The 24,287-nt window shown below is 66.0% G+C and carries 19 protein-coding genes and 3 rRNA genes; 7 read left to right on the top strand and 15 right to left on the bottom strand.

The genetic code is table 11. The annotated features are described in order from the left end of the window. The first annotated feature begins 36 nt into the window (after positions 1-36). Complete coding sequence (locus AC5JOC_RS04960) at positions 37-600, top strand: CGNR zinc finger domain-containing protein (protein ID WP_192006889.1); 564 nt, start codon at positions 37-39, stop codon at positions 598-600. Positions 601-626: 26 nt separating this feature from the next. On the opposite strand, the gene AC5JOC_RS04965 is transcribed toward AC5JOC_RS04960, so the two are convergent. Next, positions 627-1,178, bottom strand: a complete 552-nt coding sequence (locus AC5JOC_RS04965) for a DinB family protein (protein ID WP_494245615.1) — start codon at positions 1,176-1,178, stop codon at positions 627-629. A 103-nt stretch (positions 1,179-1,281) separates the two neighbouring features. Next, positions 1,282-2,580 carry a serine hydrolase domain-containing protein gene (locus AC5JOC_RS04970; RefSeq protein WP_192006891.1) on the bottom strand — a complete coding sequence of 433 codons (1,299 nt, stop codon included), beginning with the start codon at positions 2,578-2,580 and terminating at the stop codon, positions 1,282-1,284. Between the two features lie 146 nt (positions 2,581-2,726). Here AC5JOC_RS04970 and AC5JOC_RS04975 point away from each other — a divergent pair, with 146 nt between their 5' ends. The 5 genes from AC5JOC_RS04975 (at position 2,727) to AC5JOC_RS04995 (ending at position 5,734) form a co-directional block, all read left to right on the top strand. After that, complete coding sequence (locus AC5JOC_RS04975) at positions 2,727-3,035, top strand: DUF2470 domain-containing protein (protein ID WP_341864867.1); 309 nt, start codon at positions 2,727-2,729, stop codon at positions 3,033-3,035. Positions 3,036-3,163: 128 nt separating this feature from the next. Next, entirely contained in the window at positions 3,164-3,574 is a 411-nt protein-coding gene (locus AC5JOC_RS04980) for a DUF4383 domain-containing protein (protein WP_274500091.1), read from the top strand. Between the two features lies 1 nt (position 3,575). Continuing rightward, the gene (locus AC5JOC_RS04985) at positions 3,576-4,190 is read left to right on the top strand and encodes a hypothetical protein (RefSeq protein WP_494245617.1); all 615 of its coding nucleotides are present in this window, start codon (positions 3,576-3,578) and stop codon (positions 4,188-4,190) included. 94 nt (positions 4,191-4,284) lie between these two features. Then, the gene (locus tag AC5JOC_RS04990) at positions 4,285-4,944 is read left to right on the top strand and encodes a biliverdin-producing heme oxygenase (protein WP_079707436.1); all 660 of its coding nucleotides are present in this window, start codon (positions 4,285-4,287) and stop codon (positions 4,942-4,944) included. A gap of 85 nt (positions 4,945-5,029) precedes the next feature. Then, a complete protein-coding gene (locus tag AC5JOC_RS04995; protein WP_192006895.1) occupies positions 5,030-5,734 on the top strand; it encodes an alpha/beta fold hydrolase in 705 nt (234 codons plus the stop codon). Between the two features lie 51 nt (positions 5,735-5,785). Here the strand turns inward: AC5JOC_RS04995 and AC5JOC_RS05000 are convergent, their stop codons facing one another. Continuing rightward, positions 5,786-6,223, bottom strand: a complete 438-nt coding sequence (locus AC5JOC_RS05000) for a hypothetical protein (protein WP_079707438.1) — start codon at positions 6,221-6,223, stop codon at positions 5,786-5,788. An 89-nt stretch (positions 6,224-6,312) separates the two neighbouring features. Next, on the bottom strand, positions 6,313-7,572 hold the full coding sequence (locus AC5JOC_RS05005; RefSeq protein ID WP_079003639.1) for an ATP-dependent DNA helicase: 1,260 nt from the start codon (positions 7,570-7,572) through the stop codon (positions 6,313-6,315). Between the two features lie 66 nt (positions 7,573-7,638). On the opposite strand from AC5JOC_RS05005, the gene AC5JOC_RS05010 reads away from it, so the two are divergent. Continuing rightward, positions 7,639-8,706: a hypothetical protein gene (locus tag AC5JOC_RS05010; protein ID WP_494245620.1), complete on the top strand. Its 1,068-nt coding sequence runs from the start codon at positions 7,639-7,641 to the stop codon at positions 8,704-8,706. Positions 8,707-8,774: 68 nt separating this feature from the next. Here the strand turns inward: AC5JOC_RS05010 and AC5JOC_RS05015 are convergent, their stop codons facing one another. The 11 genes from AC5JOC_RS05015 to AC5JOC_RS05065 form a co-directional block, all read right to left on the bottom strand. Further along, the gene (locus AC5JOC_RS05015; protein ID WP_079707440.1) at positions 8,775-10,769 is read right to left on the bottom strand and encodes a bifunctional copper resistance protein CopD/cytochrome c oxidase assembly protein; all 1,995 of its coding nucleotides are present in this window, start codon (positions 10,767-10,769) and stop codon (positions 8,775-8,777) included. An 88-nt stretch (positions 10,770-10,857) separates the two neighbouring features. Next, the gene (locus AC5JOC_RS05020; RefSeq protein ID WP_494245622.1) at positions 10,858-14,067 is read right to left on the bottom strand and encodes an AAA family ATPase; all 3,210 of its coding nucleotides are present in this window, start codon (positions 14,065-14,067) and stop codon (positions 10,858-10,860) included. Further along, positions 14,067-15,236, bottom strand: a complete 1,170-nt coding sequence (locus AC5JOC_RS05025; RefSeq protein WP_494245624.1) for an exonuclease SbcCD subunit D — start codon at positions 15,234-15,236, stop codon at positions 14,067-14,069. Before AC5JOC_RS05025 ends, AC5JOC_RS05020 begins: the two co-directional genes overlap by 1 nt. A 161-nt stretch (positions 15,237-15,397) precedes the next feature. Next, positions 15,398-15,679 (bottom strand): HU family DNA-binding protein, encoded by a 282-nt coding sequence (locus AC5JOC_RS05030; RefSeq protein WP_064294762.1) that lies wholly within the window; start codon positions 15,677-15,679, stop codon positions 15,398-15,400. Between the two features lie 203 nt (positions 15,680-15,882). Beyond that, on the bottom strand, positions 15,883-17,301 hold the full coding sequence (locus AC5JOC_RS05035; protein ID WP_338000164.1) for a DHA2 family efflux MFS transporter permease subunit: 1,419 nt from the start codon (positions 17,299-17,301) through the stop codon (positions 15,883-15,885). A gap of 114 nt (positions 17,302-17,415) precedes the next feature. Then, the gene (gene rpsN / locus AC5JOC_RS05040) at positions 17,416-17,721 is read right to left on the bottom strand and encodes a 30S ribosomal protein S14 (RefSeq protein WP_064294760.1); all 306 of its coding nucleotides are present in this window, start codon (positions 17,719-17,721) and stop codon (positions 17,416-17,418) included. A 2-nt stretch (positions 17,722-17,723) separates the two neighbouring features. Then, positions 17,724-17,891 carry a 50S ribosomal protein L33 gene (rpmG, locus tag AC5JOC_RS05045; protein ID WP_056010525.1) on the bottom strand — a complete coding sequence of 56 codons (168 nt, stop codon included), beginning with the start codon at positions 17,889-17,891 and terminating at the stop codon, positions 17,724-17,726. Further along, the gene (gene rpmB / locus AC5JOC_RS05050; RefSeq protein ID WP_056010522.1) at positions 17,891-18,127 is read right to left on the bottom strand and encodes a 50S ribosomal protein L28; all 237 of its coding nucleotides are present in this window, start codon (positions 18,125-18,127) and stop codon (positions 17,891-17,893) included. Before rpmB ends, rpmG begins: the two co-directional genes overlap by 1 nt. 263 nt (positions 18,128-18,390) lie before the next feature. After that, a 5S ribosomal RNA gene (rrf, locus tag AC5JOC_RS05055) occupies positions 18,391-18,507 on the bottom strand. Positions 18,508-18,643: 136 nt separating this feature from the next. Then, a 23S ribosomal RNA gene (locus AC5JOC_RS05060) occupies positions 18,644-21,761 on the bottom strand. Positions 21,762-22,213: 452 nt separating this feature from the next. Continuing rightward, positions 22,214-23,734, bottom strand: a 16S ribosomal RNA gene (locus tag AC5JOC_RS05065). Together the 16S, 23S and 5S rRNA genes form the textbook arrangement of a ribosomal RNA operon. Between the last annotated feature and the right edge of the window lie 553 nt (positions 23,735-24,287).

The following is a 24,287-nucleotide window of genomic DNA, read 5'->3' on the forward strand; positions in this document are numbered from 1 at the left end:
AGATGAAGCTACTCTCGGAGAGAGTAAGGAGTCAACTTGCATTTTGCCCCTGACACCGAGGATGCGCTGCTCTTCGCCGCGCTGCTCGTGAACACCCGCGCATCGGCGTCCCGGAGCGGACTCGACGAGCTCGCGACACCGCCGCAACTCGTCGAGCTCCTGCGGGTCAGTCGGTACTCGGGTCGGGTCGACGGCGATGAGCCCGAGCGGGCCGCGGTGGCCAGGCTCCGGGAACGGATCCACGCACTCTGGGCCTCCGACGCGGACGCCCCGGACACCCGCGACCGCGCCGTCACCGAGATCAACGCGATGCTCCGGGAGTCCGCCGCGCTCCCCCAGCTGCGCCGCCACGACGGCTTCGACTGGCACCTCCACGCCACCGAGTTCGACGCACCGCTCGTCGACCGCGTCCAGACCGAGATCGCCATGGCACTCGTCGACGTCGTCCGGTCCGACGCCTGGGACCGCCTGCGGCTCTGCGCCGCCGAGGATTGCGACGGCCTGCTCGTCGACCTGTCCCGCAACGGTTCGAAACGCTACTGCTCCGTCCGCTGCAGCAACCGCGTCAACACGATCGCGTTCCGCGCGCGGGCGCAGTAGCGGTCGTCAGCAGGCCCGGACGACGCTCACGACCGCGCGCTCGTCACATCCCAGAGATGGTGCACCGGGTCGTGGATGAAGTAGCGGCCGAGGGTCTCGGTCGTGAAGCGCGCGCCGTCGCTCCGTCGACCCGTCCGCGTGAGCGCCTCGTCCGGTACCCGCTCGAACGCTGCGGCGAGCACCGTCGCGGCCTCGACCAGCTCCGCCGAGACCCGCTTCGGGTCCTGCTCGCCGTAGCGCTCCTCGAGAGCCGTCGCATCCTGGTCCCAGTTCTCGAACGCGGGATCGTCCTCGTCGAGGACGAGCCGCAGCCGGACGTCGAAGATGCGGAACACGTCGCGCACGTGGGCCGCGTACTCGAGCGGCGACCAGGTCTGCGGGTCGGGCCGCTCCCGGACGTCGGCACGCTCCAGCACCGCCGGCCACGCGGCGGCGTTCGCCAGGATCAACCCGGGGAGGTCCCGGAACCCGAACCGCGACGTGTCCATCCCGCACTCGGGACAGGCGCGCTCGAGGACCCAGGTCCAGTTCTTCGTGTCCGGGACGATGGTGTCGTCGTCGGGGGTGTTCGTCGTCATGGGTTCACTCTAGGAAGCGGCACGGCCCAGCGCCCTCGCGAAAGCGTCATCGTGCCGCGATCCGCCGCCACCGTCCGCTGGCGGCGCCGTGCCGATGCCTCCGTTACCCGGCGGGGGCGACCGGCGGGGCGCAGACCATCGCCGAGGCGGCGAGCTGCTCCGCCATCTGCTGCTCGGACCACGGGAGTGCGATCTCGGGGGCCTTCTGCCCGCTCGCCGGTGCCGCCTTCGCACCGATCGAGGCGAGCTGCATGGCGAGCGTCTGCGCGAAGCCCGCACCGAGCGTCGAGTTGTTGAGCATGACGACGACCGTCAGTCCGGAGGCCGGGTCGGAGAAGGCCGCCGAGAGCGAGCCGGGGATAGCGCCGGCCTGCCCGCGGAACGGACCGATCTGCAACCCACCCACACCGAAGCTCTTCCAGGTCGGCTCAGCCTCGCCCAACGAGACGGGGTCCTTCCACTGCTTCTTGTAGGTGCTGTCGTTCAGCAGCGAGCCGGACGCGAAGGACTGCGTGAACTTCCGCAGATCGTCGACCGAGGAGACGACGCCACCGGCGGTCCACACCATCGAGGGCGACAGCTCGGTCTCGTCCGTCGGTGCGTCGCACTGGTAGGTGCCGTCCGCGATGCGCGGCGTCAGGTACCCCTTGGGGTGCGACCCCGGAAGCTCGACGGTGGAGGCGTCGGGGAAGCTGGACTTCGACATGCCGAGCGGCGAGAAGACGTAGTGGTCGTACAGGGACTGCCAGGACTGACCGGTCAGCTCCTCGAGCGCCATGCCGAGCAGGATGTAGCCGGTGTCACTCGAACCGAAGAGCGCCCCCGGAGCCGTCCGCGTACCGCTCGCGAGGCCGTTCGCGAGGATCTCGGCCATCGACCAGTTGCGGGTCGGGTTGGTGACGAACTGCGCGTTGAGCGCGGGCGTGTAGGTGCCGAGTCCCGACGTGCCGTTGCACAGCTGCTGGTAGGTGATGCCCTCGATGCCCTGGACCTGCGGGAGGGTCTTGTGGACCTGGTCGGTGAGCTTGATCTTGCCCTCGTCGACGAGTTCGAGGAGCACGGTGCAGGTCATCGGGCGCGTGGTGTCGCCGATGCGGTAGACCATGGACGGGTCCATCTTGGTCTTGCCACCCGGCTCGGTCGTGCCGACGCCGGCCGTGAAGCTCCCGGCCCACGGCGCCCAGACGCCGACGATGGCACCGGAGGATCCGGACTGGGTGACGGCGGCCTCGACCGCCGCCGTGATGGCGTCGGTCGTGTCGCCCGCGAGCGTGCCGCTGACCTGGTCGGGGAAGTCGGTGTCGGACACCGAGGGGCCCGAGCATCCGACGAGCACCGTCGCGAGGGTCGCCGCGGTAAGGAGTGCGGCGAGACGCCGGCGCCTCGGAGCTGTTGCAGTCAAGTCATCCCCCTGATGAGCGGTCTGCGGAGCTGCAGACTGTTCCCGATTGTAACCGGGCGCGGCTGAGAGCTGCGGTCGCACGCCGCGTGCCGGTCACTCGGACGGCGGACCTGGTGCGGGGCCCGTCGATGGTGTTCCCTGGAGAGGTGACCTCGAACGCCTTCCCCCAGACCACCGTCGACGCCGTCCTGGCACACATGAACGGCGACCACCCCGACGACAACGTGCTCATCGTGCGCGCCTTCCTGGAACCGGCAGCCGAAGCCGCCACCATGATCGCGCTGGACGGGACGGGTGGCGAGTGGACCTGGACGGTCGACGGCACCGCCGCGGGTGGGCGGGTGCCCTGGCCCGCCGGCACCATCACCGAGCGCGGCGAGATCCGACGCGAGGTCGTCGCCCTCTACGACGCCGCGTGCGCCCGTCTGGGCGTGGAGCCACGCCCGCACGACTGAGCGACGGCCGCCCCTCGGCCGTCGACCGCCGATGACCGCCTCAGGTGACCAAACCGTCGACGCCCGCACCTCCGAACTCCTCAACGCCCCGAGACGATTCGCGGCACGAAGGATCAGGAGGCATTCCCATGCGTCATTCACCCAACCGGCTCCTCGCCGCCGTCTTCGGCGCGGTCTACGTGGTCGTCGGACTCCTCGGCGGGATCGTCGCGGGCGGCCTGCCGTTCCTCACCACCGAGGGCGGTCTCCTGCTCGGGGTCTTCGAGGTCAACCCGCTGCACAACATCGCGCACGTCCTCATCGGCGCGGCACTGCTCATCGCCGGGCTCTCGAACGTCGTCGCGGCCAAGACCGTCAACACGGTGATCGGTGGTTTCTACCTCCTGCTCGGTGTCGTCGGATTCTTCATCGTGGGCTCCGCGCTCAACATCCTCGCGCTCAACACGGCCGACCACTTCCTCCACCTCGCGAGCGCCGTGGTGCTGCTCGGTGCCGGACTGGCTGCGGACAAGCGCACGCACCGGGTGGCGACGGCCTGACATGTCGGTCTCCGTCGAGCGTCAGGACGTCCGAGCGGGAGGCGACACCGCGGTCCGCACCGGTACGACGTCGATCTCGAACAGCCTGCTCGCGATGTGCGCGCTCGGCGCCGGTCTCGTGCTGATCGCGACCGGCGCCGGGTCCTCCCCCGTGGGCGCGATCCCGCTCGTCACCCTGGGCGTCGCCGCACTGCTGTGGTCCGTCGTGGTCCTCGTCCGCGACCGGGTGCCGGGCCTCCGAGCGTCCTTCGCCGGCACGGTGGGCACGGTCGTCGTCTGGGTGGCGCTGTACGGACTCGCCTCCCTCGGTGTCACGACCGTGCCGCCGTTCCTGCCGACCCTCTCGTCCACGGTCCTGCTGCTCATCGTCGCCGGGGTGCTCGCACGGCGACTCCGGCGGGTCACCCTCGCCTCGACGGCGCCGGACGAACTCGAGCTCGACGCCCTGCTGACGCGAGCGAGCCGTCGGCGACGTCGCGAGCCGAGCACCGGACGGTACGTGCTCACCCTGCTCGCCGGGGCAGCGGTCGTGGCGGCGATCACCACACCGGCACTGGCCCAGACCAACGCCGGTGCGTTCGCGGTCCCGCACGGTTCCCTGCACAGCAGCCACTGATTCCCTCCACAGCGACAGATCCACCCTCCCGTTCACGAGCCCTGCCCGTTACACTTAGGCAACCCTTACCGAACCAGCCGACGCGGAGTCCGACATGAGCACTGTGATCCCCTTCTCCCAGGCCCTGCGCGAGCGCACATCCTCCGGCCACTCCTCCAGCGAGGGGGCGGACTTCATGAGCGACCTCATGACCGGGAAGGGTTCGAAGGAGGACTACATCGCCCTCGTCGCGCAGCACTTCTTCATCTACGAGGCCCTCGAGGCCGCAGCCGACCGCATGCGCGCCGATGCCGTCGCCGCTCCGTTCATCAGCGACAAGCTGACGCGGCTCCCCGCCATCGTGCAGGACCTCGAGTTCCTGATCGGTCCGGACTGGCGCGAACAGATCACGCCGCTGCCCACTACCGCCCGGTACGTGGCACGGATCAACGAGGTCGGCGCCGTCTGGCCCGGCGGCTTCGTCGCGCACCACTACACCCGGTACCTCGGCGACCTCTCGGGCGGGCAGATCATCCGCACGCTCATGCAGCGCCAGTTCGGCTTCGACACCAACGGCGTCGGCTTCTACCTCTTCGGCGACATCGCGAAGCCGCGCGAGTTCAAGGACACCTACCGCGAGCAGCTCGACGCCGTCCCGTGGGACGACGAGGAGCAGGCCCGCGTGATCGACGAGGTCATGGTGGCGTACCGCTTCAACACCGACCTCTTCCGCGACCTCGCGACCGCGAAGGCCGCAGCGACCGCCGTCGCCTGACCTGTCCGCCAGGCCTCGGCCGGGTGCCGTGCGGTCTGCGAAACGCCCCTCCCGCCGCTCGCCTGCCGGGCGTAGCATCTCGGGCATGGACGTCATCCTCGTACCCGGCTTCTGGCTCGACGCATCCTCGTGGAGTGCGGTCACACCCCCGCTCGAGGCAGCCGGCCACCGGGTCCGACCGCTCACCCTCCCCGGCCTCGAAAGCGTCACTGCTGACCGCGCCGGCATCGGCCTCCGCGACCACGTCGACGCCGTGGTCGCCGAGATCGACGCCGGCACCGAGCCCGTCGTGCTCGTCGGGCATTCGGGCGGCGGCGCCATCATCTCCGCCGCGATCGACGCCCGCCCTGACCGCGTCGTCCGCGCCGTGTACGTCGACTCGGGTCCGCTCGCCGACGGCGCGTGCATCAACGAGGAACTCCCCTCGTCGGGTTCCGATATCCCACTGCCCGACTGGACGGTGTTCGACGCGGAGGACCTCGTCGACCTGGACGAGGGGCTCCGCGAGCAATTCCGGGCCAGGGCCGTCCCGCAACCGAAGGGCGTCGCCGTCGACCGACAGCAGCTCTCGGACGACGACCGCCGCCTGTCCGTCCCGGCGACGGTGGTCGCGTGCGAGTTCTCGTCTGAGATGCTCCGCGGCCTGATGGAACAGGGCCACCCGTACGTCGCGGAACTGGCGCGGCTGCAGGACGTCGAGTTCGTCGACCTCCCGACGGGCCACTGGCCGCAGTTCACGAAGCCGGCCGAGCTCGGCGCGATCCTGCTCCGGGCCGTCGACCGCACCTGACGTCTCCTCAACCCACGACCAGGCTGGTCAGCGCGAAGCGTCGACGGGCGCTCAGGTCATGAGGTACGCGAGCGGCAGGATGCCGAGTATCGCGATGAAGACCACTGCCAGCACGGCGTACACCGCGATCTGCGCGCCGCGTCCCTTGATGACCGCCTGACCCCTCGGAGCGAGCGAGCCTGAGACCCACTGCTGCGCCGGCGCGATGTAGTCGAGCGTCGGCGCCTCGCCGGGCTGCAGCAGGTAGTCGGCACGGCCGAACTCCCACAGCCACGCCATCGAGCACGAGACCTGCACGGGCCGGTCGGCCGGAACCGTGAACTGCGACGGTCCCCAGGTCGGGCGGTGCTCGAAGCCGTCGATGCGCACGACGAGTGGGATGAACCCCCAGTATCCGGCGAACGGCGGCTTGCTGGCGTTCAGCTCGAGCGTGCGCCAGGCGGTGATCGGACCGGGCTGCGGCCAGCCCTGCTGCATGGGATGCGTCATAACCGACAATCGTAGGGTCATCGACCCCGTTCGTTCGCCCCTTTTCGGGCGACGGAGCGCCGATTCGCCCAACAATGGGCGAACGGACGCTACTGCCCCGACATGAACCGCTTCACGTCGGTGTCGACGATGATGTCGCTCGGGCGCAGCGGCCGGGAGAGGTAGAGACCGTCGAGCGTCGAGATGCGGCTGAGTGCGACGTAGCTCTGCCCCGGGCTGAACGCGCGGCTGCCGAGGTCGACGATCGCGCGGTCGTAGGTCTTGCCCTGCGACTTGTGGATGGTGACCGCCCACGCGAGCCGCAGCGGGAACTGCGTGAACTCGGCCACGATGTCGCGCTTCAGCTGCTTCGTCACCGAGGAGTAGGAGTACTTGTACTTCTCCCACGTCGCCGGCTCGACCTCGAACTGCTCGCCGTCGACCTCGACCCAGACGGTGGAGTCGATCTTCACCACGGTCCCGAGCGTGCCGTTCACCCAGCGACGCTCGCTGTCGTTGCGGAGGAACATGACCTGCGCACCGACCTTGAGGTCGAGCGCCTCGTCGGCGGGGAACGCCCGCCCGCCGAAGTCGCCCGAGACCTCCGCGTTGGCGGTGAGCGGCTTGCCGTCGAGCTTGGCGAGCGCCGCCTTGTTGATGCGGTCGACGGTGTCGTTGCGGCTCGCGAGGGTGATGACGCCGTCCTCGGGAGGGGTCCTGGCGCCCATGCCGTTCAGCCGGCCGGCCATCTCGGCGGTGACCTGGCCATGCCGGACGCCGTTGAGGAGGTACTTGAACTCGGCCTCGTGCTGGCGGTGGATCTCCGTGAGCTCGACGAGCTGCAGCGGCGTCTCGGACCACACCTTGGCGTCGAAGAACCAGAACGAGCGGTAGGTGTCGGCGATGTACGCCCGTTCCTCGAGGCTGCCGGGCACCGGAGCGAGCTGGTACGGGTCGCCGAAGAGCACGATCTGCACGCCGCCGAACGGCTCGCGCGGCCGCTGCCGGGCCTGCCGGAGACTCCGGTCCATGGCGTCCATGAGGTCGGCGCTCACCATGGAGACCTCATCGACGACGAGGGTGTCGATGGAGTTGAGCAGCTTGCGGGTCTGATCGTTCTGGTCGATCGTGTGGTCGGCGATGAGCCCGATCGGCAGGCGGAACAACGAGTGGATCGTCTGGCCGCCGACGTTCAGCGCGGCGACACCCGTCGGGGCGCAGATGGCCAGCTGCTTCGAGGTGTTCCAGGCGAGGTGGTTGAGGAGCGTCGACTTCCCGGTGCCCGCTCGACCCGTCACGAACAGGTGCTCGCGGGTGCTCTCGATGCGGTCGAAGACGGCTTGCTGCTCGGCGGAGAGGGCTACGCTCATGATGCTTCGGTTCCCTCCCGTTTTCGCCCTCCAATCCTACGCGAGGTGCCCGCCTAGGATGTCAGGATGAGCCATGTCGCGACACGTGGGGAGCTGCGACGCCCGGGAACGGTGCGCGGTGCGCTCGTCCGCGCCGTCGTGCTGTGGCTCTGCATCGCGGCGCTGCTCGTCGCGGCCATCGTCTCCGCCTGGTCGGCCGTCGCCCGCGACGTCTACGGCGCCGGTTCCTTCGCGCGCGGCTACCTGGACGCCCTCGCAGACGACGACGCCGCGACCGCGCTCGCGTTGCCCGGAGTCGCCCTGAGCTCCGCCGAACTCGCCGACGCGGGCCTGCCCGCCGAGAGCTCGGACGCCCTGCTCCGGAGCGAGGCGCTCGGCACCATCGAGAACGTGCGCCTCGTCTCCGACGTCACGACCGCGTCGGGCGTCCACCAGGTGACCTTCTCGTACCGACTCGCGGGGCAGCCGCACAGCACGGTGTTCTCGATCACGAGCGGCGAGCGCACCTTCGGATTGTTCCCGTCGTGGCGCTTCGAGACGAGCCCGTTGAGCGTCGTCCAGCTGACGGTAGCGCACACGACCGGGTTCCGGGCGAACGGTTTCGAGCTCGACACCCGCCGCGTCGCGGAGGGGACCGAGGGGGCCTTCACCTCCACCATCCCGCTCCTCACCTTCACGCCGGGCAGCGTCGACTTCGACGTCGACACCACCTACCTGGCGGCGTCAGTGGAGACGGCGACGACGACCGAGGTCGCGAGCGTCGTCGACGCCGAGGTGACCGCGAGTGCCACCTCGGACTTCGTCGGGGAGGTCCAGACGCAGATCGACGGCTACCTCGACAACTGCGCCACGCAACAGGTCCTCCAGCCCACCGGGTGCCCGTTCGGCATGGTGATCCGCGATCGCGTGGACGACCTACCGGTGTGGTCCATCGCGGCCTACCCCGTGGTGGCGGTCCAGCCGGGCGACACCGGTTGGCAGATGCCGGCGACGGCCGGAGCCGCGCACCTCGTCGTCGACGTGAAGTCGCTGTTCGACGGCACGGTCTCGACCCTCGACGAGGACGTCCCGTTCACGCTGTCGGCATTCGTGACGATCCGCGACGACGGCTCCCTCTACATCGACCTCCGCTGAAGCCCGCGAACTGTCACTTCGACACAGTCCGACACCCCTCACACTGTTCCGGAGTGACAGTTCGCGGGCTAGGAGCGGGTGTCGTTGGCCGCCATGCGCGCGAGACGCTCGTTGTACTCGTTGAGCTCCGCGTCGTTCGTGCGGTCCGCGTTGCGATCGAGTCGCTTCTGGTCCTTCGCGTCGCTCTTGCTCCACGAGATCGCGACGGCGACGGCGAGCGCCAGGGTCGGGATCTCGCCGACGCTCCAGGCGATCCCGCCGCCCGTCTGCTGGTCGAGGAGCGGTGCCTGCCCCCACGTGCGTCCCATCGCCCCGAACCAGTCGGCGAGGAACAGCCCGGTCGAGGAGATGATCGCCAGCCCGAAGAACGCGTGGAACGCCATCGTCGCGAAGAGCAGCAGGAGCCGCATCGGGTACGGCAGGCGATACGGGACCGGGTCGATGCCGATGAGCGACTGCACGAAGAGGTAGCCGGTGATGAGGAAGTGCACGACCATCCACTCGTGGCCGATGTGGTCCTCCATCGACCAGCGGAACAGCGGCGTGTAGTAGAACACCCAGAGTGATCCGGCGAAGAGCACCGCGGTGACGATCGGGTTCGAGATGATCCCCGCGAACTTCGAGTGCACGGCCAGGAGCACCCACTCCCGACCCCCTCGGGAGTCGTCCGAGCGCTTCCGCACCGCCCGCGCGAGCAGTGTGACAGGCGCTCCGGGGACGAGGAGCACGGGGACGAGCATGGTGAGGCCCATGTGCCCGAGCATGTGCACGCTGAAGAGGTACGGCTGGTAGACGTTGATGCCACCGCAGGTGAGGTAGAAGAGCACGAGCAGCCCGAGCACCCAGCTGACGGTGCGCAGGATCGGCCAGGAGTCGCCACGGCGGTGGAGGCGGACGACACCCGCGATGTAGAAGAAGATGCCGAAGGCACAGGCGAGCAACCACAGCAGGTCGATGTTCCACTCGGTGAAGTACCGCGCGAAGGTCAGTTCCGGCGGCAGTTCCTCCCCGGTGAGCAGCACCGCGGGTGTCGGCGCGGTCGGCACGGTCTGGTCGACCGGCGGGGCCGTCTTCGCGAGGGCTGCGGCGGCACCGGAGGCGATGCCCATGAACCCGAGCTCGAGGGCGACCAGCCACCAGAAGGTGCCCGTGCGGCCCGCGGGGGTGTCCGCACGTGCAGCGGCGGACCGCTCGATGCGGCCGATGAGCACCCGACGCTGCAGCGCACCGAACAGGCCGAGCGCCAGCAGTGCGAAGACCTTGACGAGGACGAGGATGCCGTACGGGGTGCCCAGGCGGTCGAGCGAGCCGATGCGCAGCTCGGCGCTCACGTATCCGGAGACGGCCACGACGACGAAGGACACGAGTGCCACGGTCGAGTACCGCATGAGCACGGGGGCGAGCCGGCCGTCTTCGAGGGTCTTGCGGATGAAGACCAGCGTGAGCAGACCGCCGAGCCAGATGGCGGCGAACACGAGGTGCAGGCCGAGCGCGGTGACGGCGGCGTTGTGCCCGCTCGCCTCGGCGGAGTGACCCTGCTGGGCCATCGGCAGCAGCGACACGAGGGACAGCCCGAAGACGAACACGAGCACCGTGTGGTTGCGGACGGCGAAGCAGAGCACCGTCACGGCCGCGGCGATGAGGGTCGTCTGCAGCCAGGCCTGGCCCGACTCGATCCCGGTGAAGAAGAGGCTGAGCTTCGCGCCGAACGCGTCGTCGAAGGTGAGCGGCACCTGCGTGACGTTCAGGAAGGTGAAGAAGCCCGTCACGCCGGACGCGACGGTGAAGACCGCGGCGCCGGCTGCGGCGACGTCGAGCGCCGCGCCGTACTCGCGCCGGTCCGGGCTGAGCGCCCAGCAGGCCATGAGCAACGCGCCGATGGTGACGGCGGCGCTCAGGTTGACGAGCAGTTGTGCGATCGGGAGCCCCCACCGCACGACGGCGCCGGGGTCGCCCAGGAGTTGCGCATCCGCTCCACCGCCGAAGGCCAGACCCGCGAGGAGGGTCGCCACAGCCACGAGGAGCAGGAGGGCAGGACCCGCGAGGCGGACGACACGATTCACGCTGCAAGCCTACGCGGCGCTGCTGGGAACCCCGACCGCAGCGGGCTCAGCCGGCGCTCCGGTCCCTGAGCCTGTCGAAGGGCGCCGCTCACGCCCGGACGAGCAGGGTCGAGGAGCCGTCTTCCAGCCGCCGCACCTCGATGCGTTCGCCGATGCGCTGCTTCATCTCCTCGACGTGGCTGACGACGCCGACGACGCGGCCGCCGGCCGAGAGCCGACCGAGCTCGGCCATCACGGTGTCGAGCGTCTCGGGGTCGAGGCTGCCGAACCCTTCGTCGACGAAGAGCGTGCCGAGCTCGACACCGCCGGCCTCGCCCGTCACGACGTCCGCCAGCCCGAGTGCGAGGCAGAGCGAGGCGTAGAACGTCTCGCCACCGGACAGCGACTTCGGATCGCGACGCCGGTCGGTCCGGTGATCGTGGACCGTGAGCGACAACCCGACGCGCTGGCTGCGGGAGGGTCCTTCCTTGACGTCGCTGCGGACGAGCTCGTAGCGCCCGCCTGACATCGACTCCAGGCGCGCGTTCGCCGCCGCCACGACATCCTCGAAGCGGCGCAGGAGGACGTAGGTGCCGAGGGTGACCTTCGTGCTGTTCTCGCTGCCCGTGGCCGACACCACGTCGGCGAGGCGGACGACGGCCGCGGCCTCGCGGACCGCGTCGGCGTTCTCGTCGGCCGCCTCGGCGAGCGCCGTGCAGGCCGCCGCCGCGTTGGTCGCTCGTCGTGCGGAGACGGCGGCCGCTGCGGTCGCGGTGCCTGCCGCCGCCTCGGCGTCGGCCAGTCGTCGGGCCGTCGCTTCGACGTCGGGGGCGGCGGTACCGGCGACTCCGGCGATGGCCGGGCTCGCGAGTGCTTCCGCGTTCGCGGTCGTGTGACGCAGGTGGTCGGCCACCCGCGCCTCGGCGCTCGCCCGTTCGACCCCGTTCATGGCTGCGGCTTCCGCGGCCGCGCGGTCGGCGAACCCGGCCCGCTCGAGTGCCGCCTCCAGCTCGACCGCGCGCTCGGCGTCACGCAGGCGCCGGTCAGCGACGGTCGCTCGTGCCGCCGCGAGCAGGGACAGCGAGGAGAGCTCGGCCTCGAGCATCGCGTCGAGCTCGGCAAGTGAAGCCGCTCGACCGGCGAGGACACCGGCCACCTCGGCGCGGGCCTGCTCGTGGGCGCGCTGCGCGGCGGCGAGCCGCTCGGTCAGTGTCGCCCGAGTGGCGGTGCGTTCCGACACCGCGACCACGCCGGCCAGGTGCTCGTCCGCGAGGCGCCCGGCCTCCGCGACCTCGGCGTCCGCCTGCTCGGCGGTGACCACGGCCTCCGCGTACTGCCGGTCGGCCTCCGCAGCGGCCGCATCGACGGCCGCCCGCGCAGCGACCGGGTCGAAGCCGGTCGTCGCCGTCGAAGCGTCGGACGAGCCGGTTGCAGCCACGTCGCCCGGGTCGTCGGCCAGCGCGAGGAACTGCTCGACGAGGCGACGACGCTCCGCCCGGGCGATGTCCCGGGCGTTCTGCGCCGACTGCATCGTCGCCTCGGCATCGGCCCGCGCGACGGATGCCGCTTCGACCGCGTCCGCGTCGGGGTGGTCTCCGTCGAGCACCGCGGGCGCCGGATGGCTCAGCGAACCGCAGACGCTGCACGGCTCGCCGTCCCGCAAGCCGGTGGCGAGTTCACCCGCCATGCCCTCGATCCTCCGGAGGCGCAGCGACGTCTCGACGTCGATCGCCGCCTTCGCGGCCGTGGCGGCCTCGGTGACCTCGTCGGCGAGCCCCTCGAGGCGTTCGTCGGCCGCGTCCACCCGATCCAGCACCGCACGGCGTTCAGCCACGCGCTCGACGGACCGGGCGGCCCTGGCCGACTCGGTGGCCGCACGCGAGGCGCGCTCCGGTGCCGAGCTGAGCGCTGCCCGGCGGGCGTCCCGCCGGGTCTGTTCCGCAGCGAGCTCGGCGAGCCGTTCGTCGACGGTCGCGAGCTCCTCGGTGAGTGCTGTGAGCGCGCGTTCGCGGTCGGCGTCGGCGGCTTCGAGGACGAGCACGGCCGCCATCGACGCCCGCTCGACGGTGAGGGATTCGCGGCGCGCGGCGACGGACGCGTCGTCGAGTGCGACGATCGCCTCGTCGGCCTGCTCCTCCATCGCGGCGAGCGACGCGATGGCATCCTGGAGCGCCGCCGATGCCGTGGCCGCTCCGGCGAGCGCGGACGCGACGGTGTCCGCCCGAGCCGCTGCCGCGATCCGTTCGGAGAGCCGCGCGACCGGTTCGTCGTCCACCGAGAGCAGCTCGCGCTCGGTCAGCAGCTCCGCGCGACGTTCGATGGACGCGAGCAGCGTCTGGGCCGCGGCGTGTTCGGTGCGAGCGCCCTCCAGGGCGACCCGCGCCTCGCCAGCGGTCGAGGCGTCGGCGGCGGCGTGGCGCTCGAGGACGGCGACGATACGCGTGGCGTCACCGACGAGGTCTTCGGAATCGGCTTCGAGCGGGACCGCGAGGGTCGCGACGTCGGGATCTGGGTCGGGCTCCGCAGCCGACGGCTCACCGGCAGTCGCGGGAGCACCTGAGTCGGCATCGACCGCCGCTGGGACGTCCATCCCGGCCGGGGTGTCCGCTCCCTTGCCCGCGACGAGTTCCCGTGCGTCGTCGAGTTCGGCCGCTCCCGCGAACCGGGCGATCGCGCGGCCCAGCGCCTCTCGTGCGCCTTCGATGTCGCGTTGGGCCTGCCGACGCTGCTCGACGAGGTGCTTGGCGACCCGCTCGTAGTGCTCCGTCCCGAACAGGGACCGGAGGAGCTCGCTGCGCTCCTCACCGCCGGCGGCGAGGAACTTCGCGAACTCGCCCTGCGGGAGGACGATGGTCTGGACGAACTGCTCCCGGGTGAGACCGACGATCCGGCTGATCTCAGGACCGATCTCCTGCGCGCGGGTCGACAGGGTCTCTCCGGCCAGTGCGTCGGGATCGGTCAGGCGGACGAGGGTGGCGCTCGCCTGCTGCGGTGTGAAGCCGGCACCGCGCTGCTTCGGCCGCTGGTAGGCCGGCGTCCGCCGCACCCGGTACACGCCGGATCCGGTCTCGAAGACGAGTTCCACGAACGGTTCCGTCCCGGGCTGCGCGTGGTGCGAGTGGAGGCGGTCCTTGCTGGCCCCGGTACCGGCGAGTTCGCCGTACAGCCCGAACACGATGGCGTCGATGATCGTGGACTTGCCGGCGCCGGTCGGTCCCTCCAGGAGGAACAGACCAGCCCGCCCGAGTTCGACGAAGTCGATGGTGTGCTCACCGGCGTACGGCCCGATGGCCTGCAGCGTGAGTCGGTGCAGGCGCATCAGGCACTCACCTCCGCGGCGAGTGCTGCCTCGTTCGCCGCCGCGATGAGCTCCCGCTCGCGAGTGGTCGCCGGTGCACCCGTCGCGTACTCGATGAACTCGGCGGTGACCTCGACCGGGTCGGAGACCGCCGTGACGGCTGCGGCGCGAGCCTCCTCGGAGCGGTTCGCCGGCGCGTGCGACCAGACGAGCAGGTGCGGGAAGCGCCGGGTCAGCGTCGCGTACAGCTCCGGTGGCCGGACGTCGTCGGTGACCGTGGCGCGCACCCAGGCGTCGACGGCGTCGTCTCCCGCGGGGCCCTGCAGCTCTGCGAGGGTTCCGGTGACGTCGACGAGCCGACGCGGCACCGGCGCCGGCAGCAGCTCCAGGTGCACGGAGCCGTCGGCGGCGAGGTCGACCAGCACGCTCGACTTCACCTGGTTGCGTTCGGAGAAGGAGTAGGCGAGCGGCGACCCGGAGTACCGCATGCGTTCGACGCCCGTCGCGGCCCCGACGCGCTGCGCACCGTGGAGGTGGCCGAGCGCGACGTAGTCGAAGTCGTCGAACAGCTGGGCGGGCACCGCATCGACCCCGCCGATCCGGATGTCGCGTTCGCTGTCGCTCGCGAGACCACCGATGACGAAGGCGTGCGCAGCCACGACCGATCGGACCGCTCCGTGCTCGCGACGCTGCGCGAGATCGGCTCGGACGCTCGCGAGGGCTGCACCCATGACGGCGGCGTGCGACCGCGCGAGCGGCTGGTCGTCCGGGGCGAGCACCCCTCGTGCGGTGTCGGGGTCGAGGTAGGGCAGTGGGTAGAAGGCGACGGGCCCGTGTTCGTCGTCCACCAGGACCGGTTCGCCGACCCGCGCGAGGTCGGCTCGGATGTCGATCCCGTCGCGCAGCATGGCGGCGCCGAAACCGAGCCGGATGGCCGAATCGTGGTTGCCCGGGGCGAGGATGACGCGGGTGCGGCCCGCCAGCCGCCCGAGCGACTCCGACAGCAGCGTCACCGCCTCGACCGGCGGGATGGCGCGGTCGTAGATGTCGCCGGCGACGAGGAGGACGTCGACCTCGTGGTCCACGACCGTCTGCTCGAGGTGCGCCAGGAAGTCGCGTTGGAAGGGGAGCAGGTCGACCCCGTGCAGCGAACGGCCGAGGTGCCAGTCCGAGGTGTGGAGGATCCGCATGACAGCAATGCTAGGCCGAGCCGCCGACACCTCGCCGCGCCCCGGACGGCACCCGGACGAACGACAGCAGGGCGTCGCTCTCGCGACGCCCTGCTGTGTGGTCTGAACCGGCGGAGTGTCTCCGCGGTCCGAGTCCGTGCGGGCTCGACGCCCGCGACGACTTACTTGACGGAAGCCTTGAGCTTCGAGCCGGCGGTCACCTTGACGCGCTTGCCGGCCGGGATCTGGATCTCGGCGCCGGTCTGCGGGTTGCGGCCCGTGCGAGCGGCGGTGTCGGTCTGCTCGAAGGCGATCCAACCCGGGATCGAGACCTTGCCGCCCGTGGCGACGGTCTCAGCGACGGTGGTGAACAGCGCGTCGACAACGCTGCCGACGGTCGCCTGGCTCTGGCCGGTCGATGCGGCGATGGCGGCGACGAGTTCGGTCTTGTTCAAATTTGCCATTGTGAGGGTCCTCCTCGGACGTTGCTGCAACGTACAGCTGATGTGTTGGTAGCGAAGGTGTCGCTGATACGGCACCAACTGGTCGGTGTGACCGCCTCGAATGTAGCAGCAATCCGCGAGATTTCGCGGATTTCTCCGCTCTACGCGGACAATCGGGCCTGCGTGTCGGTCGTTTCCCAGCTGGGAGCCGTCGGTGTGGCCGCTCAGCGGACCCCGATGACGCTGTGCCCGGCAGCTCGCGACAGCAACCACGCCTCGATCGTCGGGAAGAGGGTCAGGACGGCGATCGCGAGGAACGCGAACTGATACGGCAGCAGCTGGCCGCCACCGACCCCGTCCTCGAGGGAGAATCCGGTCGTCAGCAGGATCGCCCCGACGGCGACACCGAAGCCGCTCGCGACCTGTTGCAGGGTCGAGTTGAGGGTGTTGGCGCGAGACATCGCAGCGGGTTCGACGTCGGCGAAGGTGATGGTGTTGTACGCCGTGAAGCCGATCGACCGGGCGACCCCGCTGAGGAAGAGCAGCAGTGCCATGAGCACGATCGACGTGTCAGCGGTGAGGAACGCCATCCCGGCCATGCACAGGACTCCGATCAGGTTCGACGACACGAGCACCAGACGGAATCCGAACCGCCGCAGCATCCAGGTCGTCGCCGGCTTGATCGCGAGGTTGCCGGCGAAGAGGAAGAGCACCATCGAACCGGCCTGGACGGGCGTCCAGCCGAATGCGTCCTGGAAGAGCAGCGGCAGGAGGAAGGGGACGGCGCTGATGGTGAGCCGGTAGACGCTGCCGCCGGCGTTGGCCAGACGGAAGGTCTCGATGCGCAGCGAGCGGAGGTCGACGAATGGGTGGGGGGCACGGAACAGGTGCCGGATCGCGAGGGCGAGCAGGACGACACCTGCCACGAGCGACCCGATGAACCACCGGGCGTCGAACCCGGCGCCGGACACCAGGGACGCCGCCACGAGGAGCGACGCGAGCCCGACGCAGGCGAGCGACAGGCCGAGCCAGTCGAGCGGAGGCACCTCGTCGGCGGCGAAGTCGGGGACGATGCGGAGCGCCACGATGAAGGCGACGACACCGATCGGCACGTTGATGAGGAAGATCCAGTGCCAGGAGGCGTACTGGGTGATCACCCCACCGAGGAACGGCGCGATGATCGGGGCGGCGAGGGCGGGCCACGTCAGGAGGGCGATGGCCTGGATCAACCGCTCCTTGGGCGTCACCCGGAGCACGGCCAAGCGGCCGACCGGCACCATCAACGCCCCGCCGACACCCTGGAGCACCCGGAAGCCGACGAGCATCGGCAGGCTCGAGCTCAACGCACACAGGACGGAGGCGATCGTGAACACCGCGATCGCCAGCGCGAAGATGCGCTTGGCACCGAACCGGTCCGTCAGCCAGCCGCTGACGGGGATGAGGACAGCGACCGTGAGCAGGAACGCGGTGACCGCGAGCCCCACGGCCGTCGACGAGGTCCCGAGGTCGCGGGCGATGCTCGGTGCGGCTGTGGTGAGGATGGTCCCGTCGAGGTTCTCCATGAAGAAGCAGCCGGCGACCAGGAGGGCGATGGCTCGTTGCGTGCGGACGTCCAGCAGCGCCTCCTCGGTGGGTGTGGGAATCGTTCGATCCTTGCAGCTGTCGCCGACAACGCGAAAGGGCCGCCCGCGATGCGGACGGCCCTTTCGGTGTTGCGATGCTGTGTCAGCGGAATGTGAGCTCCGACTGAGCGGGTGTTACCAGCTCGACTTGCGGACGCCGGGCAGTTCGCCCTTGTGCGCCATGTCGCGGAAGCGAACGCGGCTGATGCCGAACTTCGAGAGGTTGCCTCGCGGGCGACCGTCGATCGCGTCGCGGTTGCGGAGGCGAACCGGCGAAGCGTTGCGAGGAAGCTTCTGGAGGCCGAGGCGAGCTGCTTCACGCGACTCGTCGGTCCCGGCGGGGTCGACGAGAGCCTTCTTCAGCTCGGCGCGCTTCGTGGCGTAGCGGTCGACGATAACCTTGCGCTGCTCGTTACGGGCGATCTTGCTCTTCTTAGCCATGTTTAGCGCTCCTCTCGGAATTCAACGTGCTTGCGCACTACGGGGTCGTACTTCTTGAGCACGAGACGGTCTGGGTTGTTGCGACGGTTCTTCTTGGTCACGTACGTGTAACCGGTACCAGCCGTCGAACGGAGCTTGATGATTGGACGGACGTCCTGCTGCTTAGCCATTAGATCTTCACCCCACGAGCGAGAATGTCCTTGACGACGGATTCGATGCCACGGGCGTCGATCACCTTGATGCCCTTGGCGGACACCTTGAGGGTGACGTTACGACGCAGCGAGGGCACGTAGTAGGTCTTCTTCTGCACGTTCGGGTCGAAGCGGCGCTTCGTGCGACGGTGCGAGTGCGAGATGTTGTGACCGAAGCCGGGAACGGCTCCTGTCACCTGGCACACTGCTGCCATAGTAGTTTCTCCTTCATTACCGCAGGGCGACTGCCCTGCCCAAGATCTCTTGTCGGCGTGCGCGATCCCGGTCTGCGTGAGCGGTGGGGGATCGTGGACACGATGTGGACATGGAGCGTCCACACCAAGGGTCAAGCGTACGCTGTGACCAGGCGTTTTGCAAATTCGTGTTTCTACCACTCAACGCGCTGCGCGTTAACGCGCTGCGCGTGTTAACGCAAAATGGCCACCCAAGAACCTTGGGTGGCCATTTCAACGAAGAAGTCCGGCGGTGTCCTACTCTCCCACAGGGTCCCCCCTGCAGTACCATCGGCGCAAAGAGTCTTAGCTTCCGGGTTCGGAATGTGACCGGGCGTTTCCCTCTCGCTATGGCCGCCGAAACACTATTGATGTATCAAAGTGAACAAGCAAACCAACACGCTGTGCGAACACAGTGGTGTTGTTTGCGGGTTCTCGACCGTACATCGAGAACCACTCAGTGGACGCGTAGCATCTTCGTATTCAAACAAAGAAAGTGTTATCAAATTATCGGCTTATTAGTACCGGTCAGCTCCGAGAGTCTTTCGTCCTCTCTTCCACATCCGGCCTATCAACCCAGTAGTCTGGCTGGGAGCCTCTCGCCCGAAGGCATGGAAATCTCATCTTAAGGCCGGCTTCCCGCTTAGATGCTTTCAGCGGTTATCCATCCCGAACGTAGCTAATCAGCGGTGCTCCTGGCGGAACAACTGACACACCAGAGGTTCGTCCAACCCGGTCCTCTCGTACTAGGGTCAGATCCTTTCAAATTTCCTGCGCGCGCAGCGGATAGGGACCGAACTGTCTCACGACGTTCTAAACCCAGCTCGCGTACCGCTTTAATGGGCGAACAGCCCAACCCTTGGGACCTACTCCAGCCCCAGGATGCGACGAGCCGACATCGAGGTGCCAAACCATGCCGTCGATATGGACTCTTGGGCAAGATCAGCCTGTTATCCCCGAGGTACCTTTTATCCGTTGAGCGACAGCGCTTCCACAAGCCACTGCCGGATCACTAGTCCCGACTTTCGTCCCTGCTCGACTTGTCAGTCTCACAGTCAAGCTCCCTTGTGCACTTACACTCGACACCTGATTGCCAACCAGGTTGAGGGAACCTTTGGGCGCCTCCGTTACTTTTTGGGAGGCAACCGCCCCAGTTAAACTACCCACCAGGCACTGTCCCTGAACCGGATTACGGTTCGAAGTTAGATATCCAGAGTGACCAGAGTGGTATTTCAACAATGACTCCACCTGAACTAGCGTCCAAGCTTCAAAGTCTCCCACCTATCCTACACAAGCCACACCGAACACCAATACCAAGCTGTAGTAAAGGTCACGGGGTCTTTCCGTCCTGCTGCGCGTAACGAGCATCTTTACTCGTAATGCAATTTCGCCGAGTTCGCGGTTGAGACAGCTGGGAAGTCGTTACGCCATTCGTGCAGGTCGGAACTTACCCGACAAGGAATTTCGCTACCTTAGGATGGTTATAGTTACCACCGCCGTTTACTGGGGCTTAAATTCTCAGCTTCGCCTTGCGGCTAACCGTTCCTCTTAACCTTCCAGCACCGGGCAGGCGTCAGTCCGTATACATCGTCTTGCGACTTGGCACGGACCTGTGTTTTTAGTAAACAGTCGCTTCCCACTGGTCTCTGCGGCCTTCAAACGCTTTCGGAGCAAGTCCTAATACGCCTCAGGCCCCCCTTCTCCCGAAGTTACGGGGGCATTTTGCCGAGTTCCTTAACCACGATTCTCTCGATCTCCTTAGTATTCTCTACCTGACCACCTGAGTCGGTTTGGGGTACGGGCCACTAGAACCTCGCGTCGATGCTTTTCTTGGCAGCATAGGATCACCTACTATCCCTTACGGGTCCGTATCGTGTCTCAGCCTTCACGAGAGACGGATTTGCCTATCTCTCAGCCTACGCACTTACACCGGGACAACCATCGCCCGGCATAGGCTACCTTCCTGCGTCACACCTGTTAATACGCTAAACGCACCAGCATGGGGTCGAGCGTTAGACCGGACCCATCATCCCCGAAGGGAATCAGTCGTCCGGGTTAGGACTCTTAGCACCACTGGATTGTCTTGGGCGGTTCTTCGCGGGTACGGGAATATCAACCCGTTGTCCATCGACTACGCCTGTCGGCCTCGCCTTAGGTCCCGACTTACCCAGGGAAGATTAGCTTGACCCTGGAACCCTTGGTCTTTCGGAGGACATGTTTCTCACATGTCTTTCGCTACTCATGCCTGCATTCTCACTCGTGTAGCGTCCACGGCTGGTTTACACCGCCGCTTCACTCGCCACACGACGCTCTCCTACCCATCAATACGGCTGGACCACGAAGGCCTACCAAAAATATCAATGCCACAACTTCGGTGGCGTGCTTGAGCCCCGTTACATTGTCGGCGCGGAATCACTTGACCAGTGAGCTATTACGCACTCTTTCAAGGGTGGCTGCTTCTAAGCCAACCTCCTGGTTGTCTGTGCAACTCCACATCCTTTCCCACTTAGCACGCGCTTTGGGACCTTAGTTGGTGGTCTGGGTTGTTTCCCTCTCGACGATGAAGCTTATCCCCCACCGTCTCACTGCTGCGCTCTCACTTACCGGCATTCGGAGTTTGGCTGACGTCAGTAAGCTTTTGGGCCCCATCGGCCATCCAGTAGCTCTACCTCCGGCAAGAAACACGCAACGCTGCACCTAAATGCATTTCGGAGAGAACCAGCTATCACGAAGTTTGATTGGCCTTTCACCCCTATCCACAGCTCATCCCCTCAGTTTTCAACCTAAGTGGGTTCGGTCCTCCACGACGTCTTACCGTCGCTTCAACCTGGCCATGGATAGATCACTTCGCTTCGGGTCTAGGACATGCGACTGAATCGCCCTATTCAGACTCGCTTTCGCTACGGCTACCCCACACGGGTTAACCTCGCCACATATCGCTAACTCGCAGGCTCATTCTTCAAAAGGCACGCTGTCACACCAACAAGGGTGCTCCAACGGTTTGTAAGCAAACGGTTTCAGGTACTATTTCACTCCCCTCCCGGGGTACTTTTCACCTTTCCCTCACGGTACTTGTCCGCTATCGGTCATCTGGGAGTATTTAGGCTTATCAGGTGGTCCTGACAGATTCACACGGGATTTCTCGGGCCCCGTGCTACTTGGGATACTCCTCGCACGATTGCAGCATTTCGACTACCGGGCTGGCACCGTCTCTGGCTGGGCTTTCAATCCCATTCGTCTATACCACGTTCTAATGCTCCCCGAATATCAGTTCGGAGTGAGAAGTCCCACAACCCCGGACATGCAACGCCTGATAGCTATCACACATGCCCGGTTTAGCCTCTTCCGATTTCGCTCGCCACTACTGACGGAATCACTGTTGTTTTCTCTTCCTGGGGGTACTGAGATGTTTCACTTCCCCCCGTTCCCTCTACCCGCCCTATATATTCAGGCGGGAGTCACCAGATCACCACAAGGGGCCTGGCGGGGTTTCCCCATTCGGAAATCCTCGGATCACAGCTCGTTTATCAGCTCCCCGAGGCTTATCGCAGATTACTACGTCCTTCTTCGGCTCCAGATGCCAAGGCATCCACCGTTTGCTCTTAGAAATTTGAAATCACATGAGTTTGAATCGATCGGCACCAGTTACCTGATGCAGATTGACCAATGATCAACATCACTTCCGAAGAAGCATGTTTTGATCTTTGTGATCCACAACCCCGAAGGGTCATGAATCTAAGATGCTCGCGTCCACTGTGTAGTTCTCAAAGTACGGGCGGTACCTCTCTCCTTGACCATTGATGTCAAGCAAAAGAGGCCCTGAGGTTCGTCCTTCCTCCACCGAAGCGGAGAAGATCCGGTCCCTCAGGACCCAACAGCGTGCATATGCAAACCCTCCAGCCGGCCACCGTTCCAATCTCCCGAAGAAGACGTACTTGCTGGCAGACTCTCACGTCTGCATCAATGTCAATGTTCCACCCATGAGCGCCACCCGAGAACATTCGTCTCAGTGTGACTTGGCAACGTAAACCTCGCTGTATACAGACGAGCGTTGCACATGCTCCTTAGAAAGGAGGTGATCCAGCCGCACCTTCCGGTACGGCTACCTTGTTACGACTTAGTCCTAATTACCGATCCCACCTTAGACAGCTCCATCCTTGCGGTTAGGCCACTGGCTTCGGGTGTTACCGACTTTCATGACTTGACGGGCGGTGTGTACAAGGCCCGGGAACGTATTCACCGCAGCGTTGCTGATCTGCGATTACTAGCGACTCCGACTTCATGAGGTCGAGTTGCAGACCTCAATCCGAACTGGGACCAGCTTTTTGGGATTCGCTCCACCTTACGGTATTGCAGCCCTTTGTACTGGCCATTGTAGCATGCGTGAAGCCCAAGACATAAGGGGCATGATGATTTGACGTCGTCCCCACCTTCCTCCGAGTTGACCCCGGCAGTATCCCATGAGTTCCCACCATTACGTGCTGGCAACATAGAACGAGGGTTGCGCTCGTTGCGGGACTTAACCCAACATCTCACGACACGAGCTGACGACAACCATGCACCACCTGTTTACGAGTGTCCAAAGAGTTGACCATTTCTGGCCCGTTCTCGTATATGTCAAGCCTTGGTAAGGTTCTTCGCGTTGCATCGAATTAATCCGCATGCTCCGCCGCTTGTGCGGGCCCCCGTCAATTCCTTTGAGTTTTAGCCTTGCGGCCGTACTCCCCAGGCGGGGCGCTTAATGCGTTAGCTACGACACGGAAACCGTGGAATGGTCCCCACATCTAGCGCCCAACGTTTACGGGGTGGACTACCAGGGTATCTAAGCCTGTTTGCTCCCCACCCTTTCGCTCCTCAGCGTCAGTAGCGGCCCAGAGATCTGCCTTCGCCATCGGTGTTCCTCCTGATATCTGCGCATTCCACCGCTACACCAGGAATTCCAATCTCCCCTACCGCACTCTAGTCTGCCCGTACCCACTGCAGACCCGAGGTTGAGCCTCGGGATTTCACAGCAGACGCGACAAACCGCCTACGAGCTCTTTACGCCCAATAATTCCGGACAACGCTTGCACCCTACGTATTACCGCGGCTGCTGGCACGTAGTTAGCCGGTGCTTTTTCTGCAGGTACCGTCACTTTCGCTTCTTCCCTGCTAAAAGAGGTTTACAACCCGAAGGCCGTCGTCCCTCACGCGGCGTTGCTGCATCAGGCTTTCGCCCATTGTGCAATATTCCCCACTGCTGCCTCCCGTAGGAGTCTGGGCCGTGTCTCAGTCCCAGTGTGGCCGGTCACCCTCTCAGGCCGGCTACCCGTCGTCGCCTTGGTGAGCCATTACCTCACCAACAAGCTGATAGGCCGCGAGTCCATCCTTGACCAAAATTCTTTCCAGCAACTCACCATGCGGTGGAAGCTCGTATCCGGTATTAGACGTCGTTTCCAACGCTTATCCCAGAGTCAAGGGCAGGTTACTCACGTGTTACTCACCCGTTCGCCACTAATCCACCCAGCAAGCTGGGCTTCATCGTTCGACTTGCATGTGTTAAGCACGCCGCCAGCGTTCGTCCTGAGCCAGGATCAAACTCTCCGTAAATGTTGAATTGCACGACCACCGAAGTGACCGGCACATTTCGCGCACCATGCCACCGGAATAGGTGAACACGATGCAAGTTTGAAACTGACAGAACAAATCATTACTGACTTGCTTTGTTTTGTTTAAATGTTTTCCAAAGGAATCTCTTACAACATCAACCAACCGAAAAGGAAGGCATCAATTGCACGAGGTTTTTGGCATTTGACATTGTGCACGCTGTTGAGTTCTCAAGGATCGGATGCTCCTGCCTTTGGCCATCACGACCGCCCTGCAGGGCAACTTCTCTATCTTACATCTTCCCGGCTTGTTGTCAACTCGGCGTTTCAGCCGCTCTGCGAACAGAGTCATGCTGAGCACGAGTGACACCAGGAGGAAGTCATCCAACCGAGACTTGAAACGGTAACATCGAAATGTTCTCGCTTTTGGCTGGGGATTGTCCCCGCTTGAGGCCGAGAAGCTCTTCCGCTTCCCGCACCTTTGGGGTGACGAGTGATTACTCTACGTGTGTCTCGGGATCGTGGCAAATTCCGCTTGCATCCCGGGCGTGTCGCCC

This window comes from Plantibacter sp. (genome assembly GCF_059073635.1).

What these genes read in the sequence shown, in the direction of transcription:
- AC5JOC_RS04965 (WP_494245615.1), bottom strand. Translation starts at nt 1,178, where the DNA reads ATGACGACGAACACCCCCGACGACGACACCATCGTCCCGGACACGAAG.
- rpmB (WP_056010522.1), bottom strand. Translation starts at nt 18,127, where the DNA reads ATGGCAGCAGTGTGCCAGGTGACAGGAGCCGTTCCCGGCTTCGGTCAC.
- AC5JOC_RS05030 (WP_064294762.1), bottom strand. Translation starts at nt 15,679, where the DNA reads ATGGCAAATTTGAACAAGACCGAACTCGTCGCCGCCATCGCCGCATCG.
- AC5JOC_RS05000 (WP_079707438.1), bottom strand. Translation starts at nt 6,223, where the DNA reads ATGACGCATCCCATGCAGCAGGGCTGGCCGCAGCCCGGTCCGATCACC.
- AC5JOC_RS04985 (WP_494245617.1), top strand. Translation starts at nt 3,576, where the DNA reads ATGTCGGTCTCCGTCGAGCGTCAGGACGTCCGAGCGGGAGGCGACACC.
- AC5JOC_RS04980 (WP_274500091.1), top strand. Translation starts at nt 3,164, where the DNA reads ATGCGTCATTCACCCAACCGGCTCCTCGCCGCCGTCTTCGGCGCGGTC.
- AC5JOC_RS05025 (WP_494245624.1), bottom strand. Translation starts at nt 15,236, where the DNA reads ATGCGGATCCTCCACACCTCGGACTGGCACCTCGGCCGTTCGCTGCAC.
- rpsN (WP_064294760.1), bottom strand. Translation starts at nt 17,721, where the DNA reads ATGGCTAAGAAGAGCAAGATCGCCCGTAACGAGCAGCGCAAGGTTATC.
- AC5JOC_RS04990 (WP_079707436.1), top strand. Translation starts at nt 4,285, where the DNA reads ATGAGCACTGTGATCCCCTTCTCCCAGGCCCTGCGCGAGCGCACATCC.
- AC5JOC_RS05005 (WP_079003639.1), bottom strand. Translation starts at nt 7,572, where the DNA reads ATGAGCGTAGCCCTCTCCGCCGAGCAGCAAGCCGTCTTCGACCGCATC.
- AC5JOC_RS04995 (WP_192006895.1), top strand. Translation starts at nt 5,030, where the DNA reads ATGGACGTCATCCTCGTACCCGGCTTCTGGCTCGACGCATCCTCGTGG.
- AC5JOC_RS05010 (WP_494245620.1), top strand. Translation starts at nt 7,639, where the DNA reads ATGAGCCATGTCGCGACACGTGGGGAGCTGCGACGCCCGGGAACGGTG.
- AC5JOC_RS05020 (WP_494245622.1), bottom strand. Translation starts at nt 14,067, where the DNA reads ATGCGCCTGCACCGACTCACGCTGCAGGCCATCGGGCCGTACGCCGGT.
- rpmG (WP_056010525.1), bottom strand. Translation starts at nt 17,891, where the DNA reads ATGGCTAAGCAGCAGGACGTCCGTCCAATCATCAAGCTCCGTTCGACG.